A 17,049-nucleotide genomic window follows, 5' to 3' on the forward strand; every position below is an offset into this window, starting at 1 on the left:
CCCATACAATCACCCTTGTGCTTCAAACGATCGACGTCCGTGGCCAACAGCTCGACTATCGGCGCGTGATACCGCGCGCCGAGTTCGACGTCGAGCACGCCGTCGAGGTCGTCGCGCCGATCTGCCGCGCGGTCGCCGAGCGGGGCGAGGACGCGCTGGCCGAGTTCGCCGAGCGGTTCGATCACGTCGTGCCGCCGAGTTTCCGGGTGCCGCCCGAGCAGCTGGCCCGGTGCGCCGACGAGCTCGACCCGGCGGTGCGGGCGGCGTTCGAGGAGTCGATCCGCCGCCGTCGCGCGGTCGCGGAGGCGGAGAGGGAGCCCGGCGTCGTCCGGGTGGAGATCGCGCCAGGCGCCGTCGTGGAGCAGAAGTGCATCGCCGTGGGCCGCGTCGGGCTGTACGTGCCGGGCGGGCTCGCGCCGCTGGCCAGCTCGGTGCTCATGAACGTGGTCCCCGCCCAGGTCGCGGGCGTCGGCTCGCTGGCCGTGGCGTCCCCGCCGCAGGCCGAGTTCGGCGGGCTGCCGCACCCGAGCATCCTGGGCATGTGCCACCTGCTGGGCGTCGACGAGGTGTACGCGGTCGGCGGCGCGCAGGCGATCGCGATGTTCGCCCACGGCGTCGAGGGGCTGTGCGCGCCGGTCGACATGGTGACCGGCCCCGGCAACATCTACGTCGTCGCGGCGAAGCGGCTGCTGCGCGGCGTCATCGGCATCGACTCCGAGGCCGGCCCGACCGAGATCGCGGTGCTGGCCGACGACTCGGCCGACCCGGCGTTCGTCGCCGCCGACCTGCTGAGCCAGGCCGAGCACGACCCGCTGGCGGGCTCGGTGCTGGTCACCGACTCCCCGCAACTCGCGCGCGCGGTGGACGCCGAGCTGACGCGGCAGGCGTCCCTCACCAAGCACGCCGAGCGCGTCCACACGGCGCTGAGCGGGCGGCAGTCGGCGGTGATCCTGGTCGACGACATCGCGCAGGGCCTCGCGGTGGTGGACGCCTACGCCGCCGAGCACCTGGAGATCCAGACCCGGGACGCCTACTCGGTGGCCCAGCGCGTCCGCAACGCCGGGGCCATCTTCGTCGGCCCGTACTCGCCGGTGCCGCTCGGCGACTACTCGGCCGGGTCGACCCACGTGCTGCCGACCGCCGGCGCCGCGCGCCACAGCTCGGGGCTGAACGTGAAGAGCTTCACCAAGGCCGTCCACATCATCGACTACTCGGCCGAAGGGCTGGCCGAGCTGGCCGACACGATCGAAACGTTCGCGGCGGCCGAAGACCTGCCGGGCCACGGCGCGGCCATCGCGATCAGAAGGGGGAACGCCCGATGAGGCCGGAGGTCAGCCTGGCGGAACTGCCGCTGCGTCCGGAGTTGGTGGGGGAGGAGCCGTACGGCGCGCCGCAGCTCGACGTGCCCGTCTGCCTCAACGTCAACGAGAATCCGTACCCGCCGACGTCTGCGATCCGTCGCGACATGGCCGACGCGATCATGGAGGTCACGACCCGGGTGAACCGCTACCCCGACCGGGACGCGACGAACCTGCGCTGGGCGCTGGCCCGCTACCTGGGCCACGGGCTCACGATCGACCAGATCTGGGCCGCGAACGGCTCCAACGAGGTGATGAGCCACCTGCTGGGCGCGTTCGGGGGGCCCGGGCGCCGCGTCCTGACGTTCACGCCCACGTACTCGATGTACCCCGAGTATGCGCGGAACACGCACACCGAGTTCGTGACCGTGCCGCGGCGTCCCGACTTCACGGTGGACGCCTCGCTGGCGCTCGAGGCGATCGACCAGCACCGGCCCGACGTCGTGCTGATCACGACGCCGAACAACCCCACCGGCACGACGACGTCGCTGGAGACGTTCGTGGAGATCCTGGAGCGGACGGACGCGATCGTGGTCGCCGACGAGGCCTACCAGGAGTTCGCCGCCCACCCCGAGAACACGGCGCTGACGCTGCTGCCCTCCTACGGCAACCTCGTGGTCAGCCGCACGATGAGCAAGGCGTTCGCGCTGGCCGGGGGGCGCATCGGGTACTTCGCCGCGACGCCCGCGATCGTGGACGCCTGCCGCATCGTCCGGCTGCCGTACCACCTCTCGGCGCAGACGCAGGCCATGGCCGAGGTCGCCCTGACGCACGCCGACGACATGCTCGCGAAGGTCGACCTGCTGCGGGAGGCGCGCGACGAGATGCTCGTCCGGTTGCCGACGATGGGGTTCGAGGTCATCCCGAGCGACGCGAACTTCGTCCTGGTCGGCCGCTTCGCCGACCGGCACGACGCCTGGCAGCAACTGCTGTGCCGCGGCGTCCTCGTGCGCGAGACCGGCCCGGCCGGGTTCCTCCGGGTGTCCGCCGGGACGCCCGCCGAGATGGAAGCCTTCTACACCGCCCTGGCGGAGATCGAGGTGGCACGATGACCAACCGCACCGCGCGCGTGGAACGCGCGACGTCCGAGTCGACGATCACGGTCGAGATCGACCTGGACGGCACGGGGCAGTCCACGATCAGCACCGGCGTCGGCTTCTACGACCACATGCTGACCGCGCTCGCGAAGCACTCGCTGATCGACATGACGGTGGACGCCGTCGGCGACGTCCACATCGACGGGCACCACGTGGTGGAGGACACGGCGATCGTCCTGGGCAAGGCGTTCGCACAGGCGCTCGGCGACAAGAAGGGCATCCGCCGCTACGGGGACGCCACCGTCCCGCTCGACGAGGCGGTCGCGCGCTGCGTGGTCGACCTCGCGGGGCGTCCGTACGTGGTGTGCTCCGGCGAGCCGGACGCCCAGGTGTACGCGCTCATCGGCGGATCCGGCGTCCCGTACGCGGGCTCGATGACGTACCACGTCATGGAGTCGTTCGCGACGAACGCGGGCATCTGCCTGCACCTGACGCTGCTGGGCGGGCGTGACCCGCACCACATCGTGGAGGCTGAGTTCAAGGCGCTGGCGCGGGCCCTGCGGGCCGCGGTGGAGCCCGACCCGCGGATCGCGGGCATCGTCCCGTCGACGAAGGGCGCGCTGTGAGCGCTGCGGCGCCGACCGTGGCCGTGCTCGACTACGGGTCGGGCAACCTACACTCCGCCACGCGCGCGCTCGCGGCGGCGGGGTGCGCGGTGCAGCTCACGGCCGACCCGGCGATCGCGGCGGACGCCGACGGCCTCGTCGTTCCGGGCGTCGGCGCGTTCGCGGCGTGCATGGCCCAGTTGCGGGCGGTCGGCGGGCCGGCCATCGTCGAGGGACGCCTCGCGGCCGGACGCCCCGTGCTCGGCATCTGCGTCGGGCACCAGGTGATGTTCTCGCGCGGCGTCGAGCATGGCGCCGAGGAGCCGGGGCTCGGCGTCCTGCCGGGCGTCGTCGAGCAATTGCGCGCCGACCGGCTACCGCACATGGGCTGGAACACGGTTCAGCCGCCGGAGGCGTCCCGGCTGTTCGCCGGAGTCGAGACAGAGCGCTTCTACTTCGTGCACAGCTACGGCGTCCACGAGCAGGGGACGTGGCCCGACGGGGCGCGCGTCACGTGGGCCGAGCACGGCGGGGACCGGTTCGTCGCCGCCGTCGAGTACGGGGCGCTGAGTTCGACGCAGTTCCATCCGGAGAAGTCCGGGGGAGCGGGCGCCGCGTTGCTCCGCAACTGGATCGCGACGCTCTGATCGGGCAGGCCGACCGCCGCGCGGGTTGCGCCCGAGGAGGGTAACCTGCACCGGGTGACTGACTCGTTGACACTGCTGCCCGCCGTCGATGTGCAGGGCGGCCAAGCCGTCCAGCTGGTGCAGGGGGTGGCCGGCTCGGAGAAGACCTTCGGCGACCCGCGCGCCGCCGCGTTGCGCTGGCAGGAGGCGGGGGCGTCCTGGCTGCACCTGGTCGACCTGGACGCCGCGTTCGGGCGTGGCTCGAACGCCGACGTGATCGGCCCCATCGCGCGGGAACTCTCCCTGAATGTGGAGCTGTCCGGCGGAATCCGCGACGACGAGTCGCTGGCGCGGGCCCTCGCGACCGGCTGCCGCCGGGTGAACATCGGGACCGCCGCGCTCGAGAACCCCGCGTGGTGCGAGCGGATCATCGCCGAGCACGGCGACCGCATCGGCATCGCCATCGACGTCCGCGGCACGAAGCTCGCCGCGCGCGGGTGGGTCCGCGAGGGCGGCGACTGGGGCGAGGCGATCGACCGGCTCTCGGCCGCCGGCTGCCGGACGTTCGTGGTCACCGACGTGAAGTCCGACGGCATGCTGACCGGCCCGAACCTGGAGCTCTTGGCCGCCGTCTGCGGCCGCACGGACGCCGACGTCATCGCCTCCGGCGGCATCGCCCAGCTCGACGACCTGCGGGCGCTGCGCGACCTCGTCCCGCTCGGTGTGGCCGGCGCGATCATCGGCACGGCCCTCTACGTCGGCAACTTCACCCTCGAGGAGGCCCTCGAGGTCGCCGAGGGCTGATCCCGTGCGCCGGTGGAAGGTCGCCCTGATCGCCGTGCTGGCGCTGGCCCTCGGGTTCGGGCTCGGGACGCTGCGCCCGATCGTCGATCGCCCGCCGCTCGTCGTCGGTCAGGACGCCGTGACGGACGCCGCGTCGGCGTCCGTCGTGGTGCGCACCGAGAACGTGGGCGGCACTGTGCTGCACATCCTGCCGACGGGGGAGCGCCGGGTCGCGCTGATCCTCTACCCCGGCGGGCTGGTCCGCCCGCAGGCGTACGAGTGGCTGGGGCGGGCGCTCGCGGCGCGCGGCGTCGAGACGTGGATCCCGGAGATGCCCGCCGACCTGGCCGTGCTCGGCAAGGGCCGCGCGGACGCCCTCGTCGAGCGCATCGGCCCCGGGACGCCGGTCGTCCTGGCCGGGCATTCGCTGGGCGGCGCGATGGCCGCCGACTACGCCTCGCGCCACGCCGACCGCGTGCACGGGCTGATCCTGATGGCGTCCTACCCGGCCCAGGACGTCACCGTCCGGGCGCACTGGCCCGCGCTCAGCCTGCTGGCCGAGCGCGACGAGGTGGCGGACGCCGCGGCCGTCCGCGCGGGGGTGGGCCGGCTGCCCGCCGGGTCGCGCCTCGTCGTGATCCCGGGCGCCGTCCACGCGTTCTTCGGGCGCTACGGCCCGCAGGCGGGCGACGGCGTCCCGACCGTGAGCAGGGCGGACGCCGAGGCCGCGATCCTCGCGGCGGCGTCCGGGTATCTCGACGCCGTCCGGTGACCGGCTCGGCGGCGGCCCCCGCGTGGGGGCGCCGTGCGGGGCTGCCGTGCGAGAAGCTCGGCGGTCGTGCGAGCATGACCCTGTGAACATCTCTGCGAAATCGGAGTACGCGGTGCGTGCCCTGCTGGAGCTGGCCGCCAACGACGGCGCGCCGCTCTCCGCGGGCGCGCTCGCGAAAGGGCAGCACCTGCCCCGCAAGTTCCTGGAGGCGATCCTGGTCGAGCTGAAGCGGGCCGGGCTGCTGGCGAGCCAACGGGGGCCCGTCGGCGGCTACCGCCTGGCGAAACCGCCGGAGGACATCGCGGTCGGGGCCGTCCTGCGCGCGGTGGACGGGCCGCTGGCCGAGGTGCGGGGCCTGCGTCCGCACGAGACGGCCTACGCGGGGGTCGCCGAGCACCTGCCGAAGGTGTGGGTCGCCGTCCGGGTGGCGCTGCGCGACGTGCTCGACCAGGTCAGCATCGCCGACCTGCTCAGCGGACGCCTCCCCGAGCACGTCGAGTCCCTCACCCGCGAGCCGGACGCCTGGCAGAACCGCTGACCAGGCGTCCGGGCCGCGAGGGGAACGACGGCCGACCGGGCCGGTCGGGGCAGGGCGCGCTCAGGCGACCCTGCTCCGCGGACGCCCGCCCTGCGCGGACGCCGGCGACGCCTCGCCCACGCCGCCCGCGGCCAGCGGGACCACCTCCCCGTCCGCGGTCGGCTCGACCCGCGCCGCCGCCCGGGACGCCGTCGGCGTCGCCGAGCAGGCGGCGTCCGCCCCGGTCGCGCCGAGGTCGGCGGGCGTGAGGCGTCCGCGTTCGAGGGCACCCCAGAAGTCGCCCCGCACGTAGCGGGCGCTCGACAGCTCGGCGTGCTCGTGATCCCACGCCGTGGGCAGCCCCACGGACAGCGCCCCCGCGATGAGCCGGCGCCGATCCTGGCTGGAGCGGACCCGGTCGCGCAGCCCGTCGACGTCCCGGCCGGCCAGCAGGGCCGCCCGCAGTTCCTCGCGCACGGACGCCCACCCCGGCTCGCCGGCCAGGTTGCGCAGTTCGTCGGGGTCGTCGGCCAGGTTGAAGAGCTGGTCGGGGTCGCCGGGGCAGACGGTGAGCTTGAGGGCACCCCGTACGAGCGTGAGGTGGGGGGCGCTGACGCCCTCGGCCAGGTACTCGATGACCGCCTCTCCCGGCGCCTCGGACGCCTCCTGGCGGGCGAGAGGCCACCAGCTCCGCCCGTCACCAGCCGGGGGAGCGCCTCCCGCGATGTCGACGAGGCTGGGCGCCAGGTCGACCAGCGAGACCACCTGGCCGACGCGGCCGGGCCGCAGGCGTCCGGGGGCGTGCACGATCAGCGGGACACGCGCCGACCCCTCGAAGGGCGACATCTTGTACCAGAGCCCTCGCTCGCCGAGCATGTCGCCGTGGTCCGACGTGACCACGACGACCGTGTTGTCGCGCAGCCCGAGCTCGTCCAGCCGGCGGACGAGGCGTCCGATCTGGTCGTCGACGAACGTGACGGACGCGTAGTACGCCCGGCGCGCCCGCGCGATCTGCTCGTCGGTCGGGGTCTGCCGGTCGAGTCCGCACATGGCGAGGAGTCGGCGGCTGTGGGGATCCTGCTCGCCCCACGGAATCGTCGGCACCCTCGGCGCGTCGAGCTCGACCCCGTCGTAGCGGTGCCACTGCTCGGCGGGCGGTTCGTAGGGGTCGTGCGGGTGGATGAACGAGGTCACCATGCAGAACGGCTGCCCCGACGGGTCGCGCGCGCGGTCGGCGAGGTAGCGCAGGGACCGGAAGGTCACCTCCTCGTCGAAGTCCCGCTGGACGGTCGCCGTCGCCACGCCCGCATTCAGCACGCTCTCGGCGTTGTGGTACCAGGGCAGGCGATCGCCGGCGTCCAGGCTCCAGTCGGGGACCATGTCGAACGTCGCCGGGTAGACGTCGGTGGTGAGGCGCTCGTCGAAGCCGTGCTGCTGGTCGGGGCCGATGAGGTGCATGCGGCCGATGAGGGCCGTCCGGTAGCCCTCGCGGCGGAGGTGATGGGCGAACGTCGGCACGGACGTCCCGAAGTCGGACGCGTTGTCGTACGCCCCGATCGCCGACGGCAGTTGCCCCGTCAGCATGGACGCCCGCGACGGGGCGCAGAGCGGCGAGTTGCAGTAGTCCCGCTCGAAGACGACCCCGTCGTCGGCGAGGGCGTCCATCGTCGGGGTCTGCGAACAGCCGTTCCCGTAGGCTCCCAGCGCCCGGGCGGCAAGCTGATCCGCCTGCACCAGGATGATGTTGGGTCGCTCCACGGAACCGATGCGGCTGTTCATGAGGATGACGCGCTCCTTTCGCGCTGAGGGCGGGTTTCCGCCATTTCCCATAGGGTGACTATGAGATTGGCCGCGACGCTAGCAGCGGGCCAGTCCCTGTTTCGGTGACCGAGACGGGCGTGTCCGCGGTTTCGTCGATCCGGGCGCGCGTCCCGGCCTCGGCCCGAACCCGAACCCGGACCCGGACCTGGCGCCGGACCCGACCCGCCCGGGTCCCCGCGACCCCCGCCGCACCCCCGAACGCAGCGCGCCGGCCGCTGTGGTTTGCCCACGGGGTGTGAGCAAGCCACAGCGCCGACAGCGCCGGGGAGGACGCCGCGTCCGAGCGCTCCGGCTCGCGGAGGGTAAACTTTCGCCGGTTACATCACGAGACGAAGGGGAACGCTGGATGAGCGGTCACTCCAAGTGGGCCACCACGAAGCACAAGAAGGCGGCGATCGACGCCAAGCGCGGCAAGCTGTTCGCGAACCTGATCAAGAAGATCGAGGTCGCGGCGCGGACCGGCGGTGGTGACCCGGCGGGCAACCCGACCCTCTACGACGCGATCCAGAAGGCGAAGAAGAACTCGGTCCCGAACGACAACATCGACCGCGCCGTCAAGCGCGGGTCGGGCGCGGGGGCCGACGCCGTCGACTACATCGAGATCACGTACGAGGCCTACGGCCCGGCGGGCGTCGCCATCCTGATCGACTGCCTCACCGACAACCGCAACCGCACGGCGTCCGACGTGAAGGTGGCGGTCACCCGCAACGGCGGCACGATGGCCGACGTCGGCTCGGTGAGCCGCATCTACGACCGGCAGGGCGTCGTGGAGGTCGCGAAGAAGCAGGGCGATCGCGAGATCTCCGAGGACGATCTGCTCGAGGCGACGCTGGAGGCGGAGCCGGAGGACATCTCCGACGAGGGCGAGACCTTCAAGATCATCGCCGACCCGAACAGCTTCGTCGAGGTGCGCAAGGCGGTGCAGGCGGCGGGCTACGACTACGAGTCGGCCGAGCTCGAGTTCCGCCCGCAGTACGACCAGGCGATCGACGCCAAGGACGCGGCGGAGAAGCTCTTCCGCCTGCTGGACGCCATCGAGGAGGTCGACGACGTCCAGAACGTCTACTCCAACGAAGACGTGCCGGACGAAATCCTGGCCGACCTGGAGGGCTGACGTTACGATCCGAACGTCTGTTCGGAGGTGAGAGCGTGCGCGTGCTGGGGATCGACCCGGGCCTGACCCGCTGTGGTGTGGGCATCGTCGAGGGCGACCCGGGCCGGACGCCGCGGCTGTTGTTCGCCGACGTGGTGCGCACGGCGTCCGACTGCGACACCGGCCAGCGGCTCGCCGACCTGGAGCGCGCGCTCGTGCAATTCCTGGCCGAGTACCGTCCGGACGCGATGGCGATCGAGCGTGTGTTCGCGCGCCGCGACGTGACGACGATCATCGGCACGGCGCAGGCGTCCGGGGTGGCGCTGCTCGTGGGCACGCGCGCCGGGCTGCCCGTCGCGCAGCACACGCCGAGCGAGGTAAAGGCGGCCATCACGGGGTCGGGCCGGGCCGACAAGGCGCAGGTCGGGCACATGGTGATGCGCATCCTGAAGCTGGACGCCGCCCCCCGGCCCGCCGACGCGGCCGACGCGGTCGCGCTGGCCGTCTGCCACCTGTGGCGCGCCCCCGCCCAGGCACGCCTCGCGCAGGCGCAGGTGCGCCGCGAGCTGGCCGAGGGGCAGGCTCGGGCGCGCGCCCGGGCCGCGGAGAGGAGACGCGCATGATCGCCCAGTTGACCGGCACCGTCACGGCGGCCGGCGCCACGTGGGTGGTGCTGGACGTCGGGGGCGTCGGCTTCCGGGCCCTGTGCACGCCGGCGGTCGCGGCGTCCGTGCGGCTCGGCGAGCCGGCGACGGTCGCGACGAGCCTGGTCGTCCGGCAGGATTCGCTGACCCTCTACGCGTTCGCGGACGCCGACGAGCGCGACCTGTTCGAGCTGGTGCAGTCGGCGTCCGGGGTGGGGCCGAAGATCGCGCAGGCGGTCGTGTCGGTGCTGCCGCCGGCCGAGTTCGCCGCGGCGATCGCCGCCGAGAACGTCGTCGCGCTCACCAAGGTGCCGGGCATCGGGCCGAAGGGCGCCAAGAAGATGGTCATCGAGCTGAAGGAGAAGGCGGCCGCGCTGGGGCTGCCCGCCGCCGGGCCGGCCGCTCCGGGCGCCCCGCGGACGGCGGCGTCCGACTGGCGAGACCAGGTGCGCGGCGGGCTGGAGTCGCTGGGGTGGTCGTCCCGGGACGCCGAGGCCGCGTGCGAACGCGTCGAGCCGCTGGCGTCCGAGAACCCCGAATGGGGCGTCGGTGAGCTGATGAAGGCCGCGCTGAGGAGCCTGGCGAAGTGACCCGGCCCGACGACGCGCGCGACCCGCTGGACCCGCTCGACCCCCACGCCAGCGCCGACGACACGCTGGCCGAGTCGGCGTTGCGTCCCGAGACGCTCGCCGAGTTCCGGGGGCAGGCCCGCGTGGCCGAGCAGCTCGGCCTCGTGCTCGCCGCGGCGCAGCACCGCGGGCAGGTGCCCGACCACGTCCTGCTGTCGGGCCCGCCCGGGCTGGGCAAGACGACGCTGGCGATGATCATCGCGCACGAGCTCGGCTCGCCGCTGCGCATCAGTTCGGGCCCGGCGATCCAGCACGCGGGCGACCTGGCCGCGATCCTGTCCGGGCTGTCGGAGGGCGAGGTGTTCTTCCTCGACGAGATCCATCGCATGAGCCGCCCCGCCGAGGAGATGCTCTACCTGGCGATGGAGGATTTCCGGGTCGACGTCGTCGTCGGGAAGGGCCCCGGCGCGACCGCGATCCCGCTGGAGATCCCCCCGTTCGTGCTGGTGGGGGCCACGACGCGCGCCGGGCTGCTGCCCGGGCCGCTGCGCGACCGCTTCGGGTTCACCGGCCAGTTGGACTTCTACGCGACCGACGCGCTCGTCGGCATCGTGCTGCGCTCGGCGTCCCTGCTGGGGATCGGCTTGGACCGGGCGAGCGCGGAGGTGATCGCCTCCCGCAGCCGCGGGACGCCGCGCATCGCGAACCGCCTGCTGCGGCGCGTGCGCGATTACGCGCTCGTGAAGGCGTCCGGCACGATCACGCCGGCGGTCGCCGCGGCGGCCCTCGAACTGTACGAGGTGGACGCCTTGGGCCTCGACCGGCTCGACCGCGCGGTGCTGGAGTCGGTGTGCGTCCGGTTCGCCGGCGGCCCGGTCGGCCTGTCCACGCTCGCCATGAGCGTGGGGGAGGAGACCGAGACGGTGGAGGAGGTCGCGGAACCCTTCCTCATCAGGCAGGGCTTCCTCATGCGGACGCCGCGGGGCCGCGTCGCGACCCCCCGCGCCTGGGCGCATCTGGGGCTCGCCGTGCCGCGCGACACGGGCGGCGCAGACCTTTTCAGTGACCAGGACGAGTAGACGGTAGTCTTGCTGGCCGGTGGCCTTGCCGCCTCGCCTGTCCTGTCCGCATTACAAGGGAAATTTCCTCATGGGTGACTCCAGCATCTGGTCGACCGTCCTGATCTTCGGCGTTCCGATCCTCGCCATGTACCTGCTGTTCATTCGGCCGCAGCAGAAGAAGCTGCGCGCGCAGCAAGAGACGGTCAACCGGCTCGAGCCGGGCGCCCGCATCATGACCACGGCCGGCGTCTACGCGACGCTCGTCCACATGGGGCAGCGGCAGGCGATCATCGAGATCTCGCCCGGCGTCGAGATGACGGTCGCGCGGCAGGCGATCTCCCGCGTGGTCGCCTCGGCGGAGGAAGACTTCGAGTACGAGGACGAGAACGCGGCCGAGGTTCCCGCCGGCGAGGCCCTCGCGGTCGAGGGCGCCGTCGAGGGGCAGTCGTCCGACGCGCGGCCCTCCGATGTGCAGCCGTCCGACGCCCAGGCGTTCGACACGCCGGCCCGCGACGCTCCCGCCGCACCCGAGGCGTCCGGCACCGGCGCGACGAGCGCCGGCCAGGGCACGGAGCCCGGCCCGGGCTTCGCCCGGCCGAACGACGATCTTCCGCGGCCGGGGACCACCGACCCGAAGGCGAACTGAGAAAGGGCTCGCGTGGCGACATCCAGCTCGCATCGGCAGCGTCCGCTCCGGTCGCTGCTGGTCTTCCTCCTCTGCGCGGCGGCGCTCTACGTGATCATGGCGGTCAACAACGCGTGGACGCCGAAGCTCGGCCTCGACCTGCGCGGCGGCACGACGATCACGCTGACCGCCCGCAACACCACCGGCCAGGGCGCCGTCGACCCGAACAGCCTCCAGCTCGCGCGCACGATCATCCAGCAGCGCGTGGACGCGATGGGCGTCGGCGAGTCGGAGGTCACGACGTCCGGCGACAACCAGATCATCGTCGCGGTGCCGAACGTGGCGCCCGATCAGCTCCGCGAGATGGTGGGGCAGACCGCCCAGCTCTACTTCCGGCCGGTGTACGCGGTCGAGCAGGTGCAGCAGTCGTCCCAGACGCCGAGCGGCCTGCCGACCCCGGTCCCGCAGCCGCGTCCGACGACCCCGGCGGCCAAGCAGCCGACGGTCGCCGAGGCGATGAACTGGAAGCCGTCCGAACGCGACCAGGCCGACTTCGCGGCCTACAAGTGCGGGGAAGAGTTCCCCGACGTCACCGACCAGCCCCTGATCGCCTGCGATCGCGAGAAGCAGGCCAAGTTCCTGCTCGGGCCGGTCGTCGTGCCGGGCGACCTGCTCACCGGGGCCGAGGCCGGTATTCCGAGCAACGGCGTGTCGTGGCAGGTCAACCTGCAGTTCAACGATCGCGGCGGGCGGCTGTTCGAGGAGGCGACGCGGCTGCTCGCTCAGAAGCAGGAGCCGCAGAACACCTTCGCGGTCGTGCTCGACTCGGAGGTCATCACCTACCCGCGGGTCACCACGGCGATCGCCGGCGGCAAGGCGCAGATCACGGGCAACTTCACGCAGAAGTCCGCGACCGACCTGGCGAACGTGCTCAAGTACGGCGCTCTGCCGCTGAGCTTCGAGCTGTCGGAGTCGGCGAACGTGTCGCCGACGCTCGGCGGTGAGCAGTTGCGGGCGGGCGTCATCGCGGGCCTCATCGGCCTCGCGCTGGTCGTGGCGTACTCGGTGCTCTACTACCGCGGCCTGGCCGTCGTGGTCGTGGCCAGCCTCGTGCTCGCGGCGGCGATCACCTACGCGCTGCTCGTGCTGCTCGGGCAGGCGATGGGCCTCGCGCTCAACCTGCCCGGCATCGCCGGCGCGATCATGGCGATCGGCGTCACGGCCGACTCGTTCATCATCTTCTTCGAGCGAATACGCGACGAGGTCCGCGAGGGCAGATCGCTGCGCAGCGCGATCGAGACCGGCTGGCACGGGTCCAAGAAGACGATCCTGATCGCGGACGCCGTCTCCATGCTGAGCGCGATCGTGCTGTTCATCCTCGCGATCGGCGCGGTGAAGGGCTTCGCGTTCACGCTGGGCCTGACGACGATCATCGACGTGTTGATCGTGTTCTTCTTCACCAAGCCCCTGGTGACGCTGTTGGGCCACACGAAGTTCTTCGGGGAGGGGCGCCGGTTCTCGGGCTTCGAGCCCGAACACCTCGGCGTCGAGCGGCGCAGGCGCCGCACCCGCCGCGTCCCCGTCGCGAAGGAGGCCTGAGGTGGCGACCAAGCACAAGGGCGGATTCGCCCACCGGCTCTACACCGGCGACCTCTCCTACGACTTCGTCGGGCGCCGCAAGCTCTGGTACGCGATCTCCGGGGCGATCCTGCTGATCTGCCTGCTGGGCGTCCTGATCCGCGGCCTGAACCTGTCGATCGAGTTCCGCGGCGGCACGGAGTTCGCCGTCCCGACGCAGGTGAACGCGCAGACGGTCGACGAGTATCGCGAGGTCGTCCAGCAGATCAACCTGCCCGACAACGAGAACGTCCGGGCGAACACGGTCGGCGACAACCAGGTCCGCGTCCAGACGCGGGCGCTGACCGCGCAGGAGGAGACCGAGGTCCGCAACATCCTGGCCGAGCACGCCGGCGTCCCGAGCAATCAGGTGACGAACAGCCTGATCGGCGCCTCGTGGGGCCAGCAGATCACCGAGCGCGGCCTGATCGGGCTCGGCGTCTTCCTCGTGCTGGTGAGCCTGATGATCTGGGCGTACTTCCGCAACTGGAAGATGTCGGTGGCGGGGCTGGTCGCCTTGATCCACGACCTGTGGGTCACGGTCGGCGTCTACGCGCTGCTGCAGTTCACGTTCAGCCCCGCCAGCCTCATCGGCATGCTGACGATCCTCGGGTACTCGCTGTACGACACGGTCGTGGTGTTCGACAAGGTCCGCGAGAACACGCGCGACATCGGCAACCAGACCCGGACGTACGCGCAGGCCGCGAACGCGGCCGTCAACCAGGTGCTGGTCCGGTCGATCAACACGACGATCATCGGCGTCCTCCCCGTGGCGGCGCTGCTGTTCGCCGGCGTGTTCATCCTGGGCACCGGCCCCCTGAAGGATCTCGGCCTGGCCCTGTTCGTCGGCATGATCGCCGGCGCCTACAGCTCCATCTTCATCGCGACCCCGCTGCTCGTGCAGATGAAGCAGCACGAGCCCGAGCTCGTCGAGCACGATGCTCGCCTCGCGCGGCGGGACGCCCGCCGGGCCGAGCGCGCGGAGCGCGCCGGGAGCGGCGAGGGCGCGGAGGCGTCCCGGCCCGGGCGGTCGGTCATCGCGACCGTCGACGGGGCGGAAGCGGTAGAGACCGAGGGGTTCGGCGTCCTCACGGCCGAAGAGCTTCGCGAGCGGCATCAGCCGCGTCGGACCACGCGGAGTGAAAGGAGAAGGCCGTGAGCGAGCTCACCGAGAATCAGCGGCTGATCGTCGACCTGATCAGGGACGTGCCGGACTGGCCCAAGCCGGGCGTCACGTTCAAAGACATCACGCCGCTGCTCGAGCGCCCCGAGGGGCTGCGCACCGCGGTCGACGAGCTGACGGCGACCGCGCCCGAGGCTATCGACGTGGTCGTCGGCATGGAGGCGCGGGGGTTCATCTTCGCGGCACCCGTCGCGCTGGCGCTCAACGCGGGGTTCGTGCCCGTCCGCAAGCCCGGCAAGCTGCCGGGTGACGTCTACAGCGAGACGTTCGCGCTCGAGTACGGCGACGCGACCCTCACCGTGCAGAAGGACGCCCTGTGGCCCGGCGCACGGGTCATGGTGATCGACGACATCCTGGCCACCGGTGGCACGATCGCGGCGACCGCCGCGCTCATCAAGCGGCTCGGGGCCACGCTGGTGCACGTGTCGGTGCTGATGGAGCTCGGGTTCCTGCCCGGCCGCTCGGTCCTGGAGACCGCCGGCGTCGACTCGTTCTCCACCGTGGTCACCGTCTGAGCATGGGCGGCGAGGGGCGCGAGAGCGGGTCCCTGTGGGGGTACCGCTCGATGGTGAAGCTCCCGGCGCGGGCACCGTCCCCGCTGCGGGAGCTCATCCGGCGCGCGCTCATGGCGTTCGGCCTGGTCGTGGTGAACACGCTCATCGTGTACCTCGATCGCGGCAGCTACAGCGACAACGTGAACCACGACGGGGTCAGCCTCGTCGACGCGTTCTACTACGCGACGGTGACCGTGACGACGACCGGCTACGGCGACATCACGCCCGTCTCCGATCACGCGCGCCTGCTCAACGCGATCCTGGTGACGCCGCTGCGCGTGGCGTTCCTGGTGTTGTTGGTCGGCACGACGCTCGAGGTGCTGGCCAACGAGGGGCGCCGGGCCCTGTCGGACAGCAAGTGGAGGAAGAGGATGCGCAACCACACGGTCGTCCTGGGGTACGGGACGATGGGGCGCAGCGCCGTCAGCACGCTGCTGCGCCAGGGCGTTGACAAGGAGAAGATCGTCGTCGTCGACCAGGGCTCGGCGGCCGTCGCCGCGGCCAACCGCGACGGGCTGGCCGCGTTCGAAGGGCACGCCACGTCGCGCGACCTGCTGAACCGGGCCGAGGTGCCGAAGGCGCGCGAGGTCATCATCACGGTGAACCGCGACGACACGGCGATCCTCGCCACCCTCACCGTGCGCCAGTTGAACCCGCGGGCGCACGTGGTCGTCGCCGTCCGGGAGGCCGCGAACGTCGCGCTGGTGAAGCAGGGCGGCGCGAACGCGGTGGTCACGTCGTCCGATTCGGTCGGACGCCTCGTCGGGCTGTCCACGGTCAGCCCCGAGCTGGGCTCGGTGATGGACGATCTGCTGTCGGCCGGCGAGGGTCTCGAGGTCGCCCAGCGCATCGTCGAGAAGGACGAGGTGGGCCGCAACCCGGCCGACCTGGACGACCGCGTCATCGCCGTCGTCCGCAACAAGTCCCTGCGCAAGTACTACGACCCGACCTGCGCCGAGTTGAAGGCGGGCGACGAGGTCGTCGTCGTCCGGCAGGCGACGCGCCCCGGGCCGGAACTGCCGCCCGAGTGACGCGCGTCGTCGTCGCGCTCGGCGTCCTCGGCTTCTCGTTCTGGCGTGCCGCGGACGCCTACGCGTCCGTCATCGCCCGCGGCGGCGGCGACCACCAGACCGCGGACTGGCTGATCAGCTACGCGGGTGGGTTCGTCCGGCGGGGGCTGTTCGGGGAGGCGTTCTGGGCGGTCGCCCCGACGGGCCAGGCGGGGCTGTGGGCGCTGTACTGGTTCCAGGTGGCGTGCTGGGCGGTCGTCGTCGCGTTCGGCGTGCAGTACCTGGTGCGCGAGAAGTTCTCGTGGGCGTCCGTCGCGCTCGTCTGCGGGCCGGCAGCCTGGTGTTTCCCCGGGTGGGACCCGGCGGGCGGGTTTCGCAAGGAGATCCTCGTCTTCGTCGCGCTCTGCCTGCTCGGGTGGGTGCGCCTCGGCCCCGGGCGCCGGCTGCGGGACGCCCTCCTCACCGGCCTCGCGCTGCTCTTCTACGCGCTCGCGGTGTTCTCGTGGGAGGCGAGCGCGGTGCTGCTTCCGGCGGTGCTGTGGCTCGTCCTGGTCGGCGAGCGCGGCCGGACGGACGTGCCGGGGCGTCCGGGGGTCGGGGTCGCGTTTCTGGCGATCTCGGTCGTCGGGGTCGTCGCGAGCGCGCTGGCGCACGGGGACGCCGCGGCGGCCGCGGCGTCCTGTGAGGCGATCCGCGCCCACGGCTTCGAGGCGCCGGGGCTGTGCAACGGCGCCGTCCGCTGGCTCGGCCTCTCCACGGACGCCTCCCTGCGGTCGGTCGCCACGTACTGGCCGCGGCTGCTCGCGGTCGTCCCGCTGCTGGTGCTCGGGACCGTCGCCCTCTGGACGACGCCCTGGCTGCGCCGCAACGCCGGCTGGGCCGCCGCGACCACGATCGCGGTGCTGCCCCTGTTCGTCATCGCCCTCGACTACGGCCGCTGGACGCACATGCTGGTCATGGCGCTCGCGATCTGCGTGGCGTCGTCGGTGCGCGGGGCGGGGGAGTCGAAGCAGTGGACGGCCGTGGCCGCCTGCGTCTACGTGATGGCGTGGGGCGTCCCGCACAGCCTGAACGCGGGGGTCGGGTGGCTCGGGTTCCTGCAGGCGTCCGGGCAGAGCGTCATCGCCCGGCTTTGGGGTGGCTGAACCCCGCCCCTCGACGGCCCCGCCGGGCT

Annotated in this window: 18 protein-coding genes; 17 read left to right on the forward strand and 1 reads right to left on the reverse strand. The window is 72.4% G+C overall.

What is annotated here, in order from left to right; translation table 11 throughout:
* The first annotated feature begins 17 nt into the window (after nt 1-17).
* The 7 genes from hisD to WMJ97_RS00660 all read left to right on the forward strand — a co-directional run bounded on the left by hisD (nt 18) and on the right by WMJ97_RS00660 (nt 5,719).
* A complete protein-coding gene (gene hisD, locus WMJ97_RS00630; protein WP_347347012.1) occupies nt 18-1,322 on the forward strand; it encodes a histidinol dehydrogenase in 1,305 nt (434 codons plus the stop codon).
* Nucleotides 1,319-2,410: a histidinol-phosphate transaminase gene (locus WMJ97_RS00635; RefSeq protein WP_347347013.1), complete on the forward strand. Its 1,092-nt coding sequence runs from the start codon at nt 1,319-1,321 to the stop codon at nt 2,408-2,410. The genes hisD and WMJ97_RS00635 overlap by 4 nt, the downstream gene beginning before the upstream one ends.
* On the forward strand, nt 2,407-3,021 hold the full coding sequence (hisB, locus tag WMJ97_RS00640) for an imidazoleglycerol-phosphate dehydratase HisB (protein ID WP_347347014.1): 615 nt from the start codon (nt 2,407-2,409) through the stop codon (nt 3,019-3,021). Before WMJ97_RS00635 ends, hisB begins: the two co-directional genes overlap by 4 nt.
* Nucleotides 3,018-3,647, forward strand: a complete 630-nt coding sequence (gene hisH / locus WMJ97_RS00645) for an imidazole glycerol phosphate synthase subunit HisH (protein WP_347347015.1) — start codon at nt 3,018-3,020, stop codon at nt 3,645-3,647. The genes hisB and hisH overlap by 4 nt, the downstream gene beginning before the upstream one ends.
* A gap of 54 nt (nt 3,648-3,701) precedes the next feature.
* Nucleotides 3,702-4,430, forward strand: a complete 729-nt coding sequence (priA, locus tag WMJ97_RS00650; protein WP_347347016.1) for a bifunctional 1-(5-phosphoribosyl)-5-((5-phosphoribosylamino)methylideneamino)imidazole-4-carboxamide isomerase/phosphoribosylanthranilate isomerase PriA — start codon at nt 3,702-3,704, stop codon at nt 4,428-4,430.
* 4 nt (nt 4,431-4,434) lie between these two features.
* Nucleotides 4,435-5,181 (forward strand): alpha/beta fold hydrolase, encoded by a 747-nt coding sequence (locus WMJ97_RS00655; RefSeq protein WP_347347017.1) that lies wholly within the window; start codon nt 4,435-4,437, stop codon nt 5,179-5,181.
* 82 nt (nt 5,182-5,263) lie between these two features.
* A complete protein-coding gene (locus WMJ97_RS00660; protein ID WP_347347018.1) occupies nt 5,264-5,719 on the forward strand; it encodes an Rrf2 family transcriptional regulator in 456 nt (151 codons plus the stop codon).
* A 60-nt stretch (nt 5,720-5,779) separates the two neighbouring features.
* Here the strand turns inward: WMJ97_RS00660 and betC are convergent, their stop codons facing one another.
* Complete coding sequence (betC, locus tag WMJ97_RS00665) at nt 5,780-7,477, reverse strand: choline-sulfatase (protein WP_347347019.1); 1,698 nt, start codon at nt 7,475-7,477, stop codon at nt 5,780-5,782.
* Nucleotides 7,478-7,865: 388 nt separating this feature from the next.
* On the opposite strand from betC, the gene WMJ97_RS00670 reads away from it, so the two are divergent.
* The 10 genes from WMJ97_RS00670 to WMJ97_RS00715 all read left to right on the forward strand — a co-directional run bounded on the left by WMJ97_RS00670 (nt 7,866) and on the right by WMJ97_RS00715 (nt 17,020).
* A complete protein-coding gene (locus tag WMJ97_RS00670; RefSeq protein ID WP_347347020.1) occupies nt 7,866-8,633 on the forward strand; it encodes a YebC/PmpR family DNA-binding transcriptional regulator in 768 nt (255 codons plus the stop codon).
* A gap of 44 nt (nt 8,634-8,677) precedes the next feature.
* Nucleotides 8,678-9,235 carry a crossover junction endodeoxyribonuclease RuvC gene (ruvC, locus tag WMJ97_RS00675; RefSeq protein ID WP_347347043.1) on the forward strand — a complete coding sequence of 186 codons (558 nt, stop codon included), beginning with the start codon at nt 8,678-8,680 and terminating at the stop codon, nt 9,233-9,235.
* Entirely contained in the window at nt 9,232-9,846 is a 615-nt protein-coding gene (ruvA, locus tag WMJ97_RS00680; RefSeq protein ID WP_347347021.1) for a Holliday junction branch migration protein RuvA, read from the forward strand. The genes ruvC and ruvA overlap by 4 nt, the downstream gene beginning before the upstream one ends.
* 26 nt (nt 9,847-9,872) lie before the next feature.
* Entirely contained in the window at nt 9,873-10,904 is a 1,032-nt protein-coding gene (gene ruvB / locus WMJ97_RS00685) for a Holliday junction branch migration DNA helicase RuvB (protein ID WP_347347044.1), read from the forward strand.
* A 70-nt stretch (nt 10,905-10,974) separates the two neighbouring features.
* The gene (gene yajC, locus WMJ97_RS00690; RefSeq protein WP_347347022.1) at nt 10,975-11,532 is read left to right on the forward strand and encodes a preprotein translocase subunit YajC; all 558 of its coding nucleotides are present in this window, start codon (nt 10,975-10,977) and stop codon (nt 11,530-11,532) included.
* A 12-nt stretch (nt 11,533-11,544) separates the two neighbouring features.
* Nucleotides 11,545-13,110: a protein translocase subunit SecD gene (gene secD, locus WMJ97_RS00695; RefSeq protein ID WP_347347023.1), complete on the forward strand. Its 1,566-nt coding sequence runs from the start codon at nt 11,545-11,547 to the stop codon at nt 13,108-13,110.
* A gap of 1 nt (nt 13,111) precedes the next feature.
* Entirely contained in the window at nt 13,112-14,287 is a 1,176-nt protein-coding gene (gene secF, locus WMJ97_RS00700; protein ID WP_347347024.1) for a protein translocase subunit SecF, read from the forward strand.
* Nucleotides 14,284-14,826 (forward strand): adenine phosphoribosyltransferase, encoded by a 543-nt coding sequence (locus tag WMJ97_RS00705; RefSeq protein WP_347347025.1) that lies wholly within the window; start codon nt 14,284-14,286, stop codon nt 14,824-14,826. The genes secF and WMJ97_RS00705 overlap by 4 nt, the downstream gene beginning before the upstream one ends.
* 2 nt (nt 14,827-14,828) lie before the next feature.
* Complete coding sequence (locus tag WMJ97_RS00710; protein ID WP_347347026.1) at nt 14,829-15,896, forward strand: potassium channel family protein; 1,068 nt, start codon at nt 14,829-14,831, stop codon at nt 15,894-15,896.
* On the forward strand, nt 15,893-17,020 hold the full coding sequence (locus WMJ97_RS00715; RefSeq protein WP_347347027.1) for a hypothetical protein: 1,128 nt from the start codon (nt 15,893-15,895) through the stop codon (nt 17,018-17,020). Before WMJ97_RS00710 ends, WMJ97_RS00715 begins: the two co-directional genes overlap by 4 nt.
* Nucleotides 17,021-17,049: the final 29 nt, after the last annotated feature.

The organism is Nigerium sp. (assembly GCF_039811905.1).
Lineage (GTDB): Bacteria > Actinomycetota > Actinomycetes > Propionibacteriales > Propionibacteriaceae > Propioniciclava.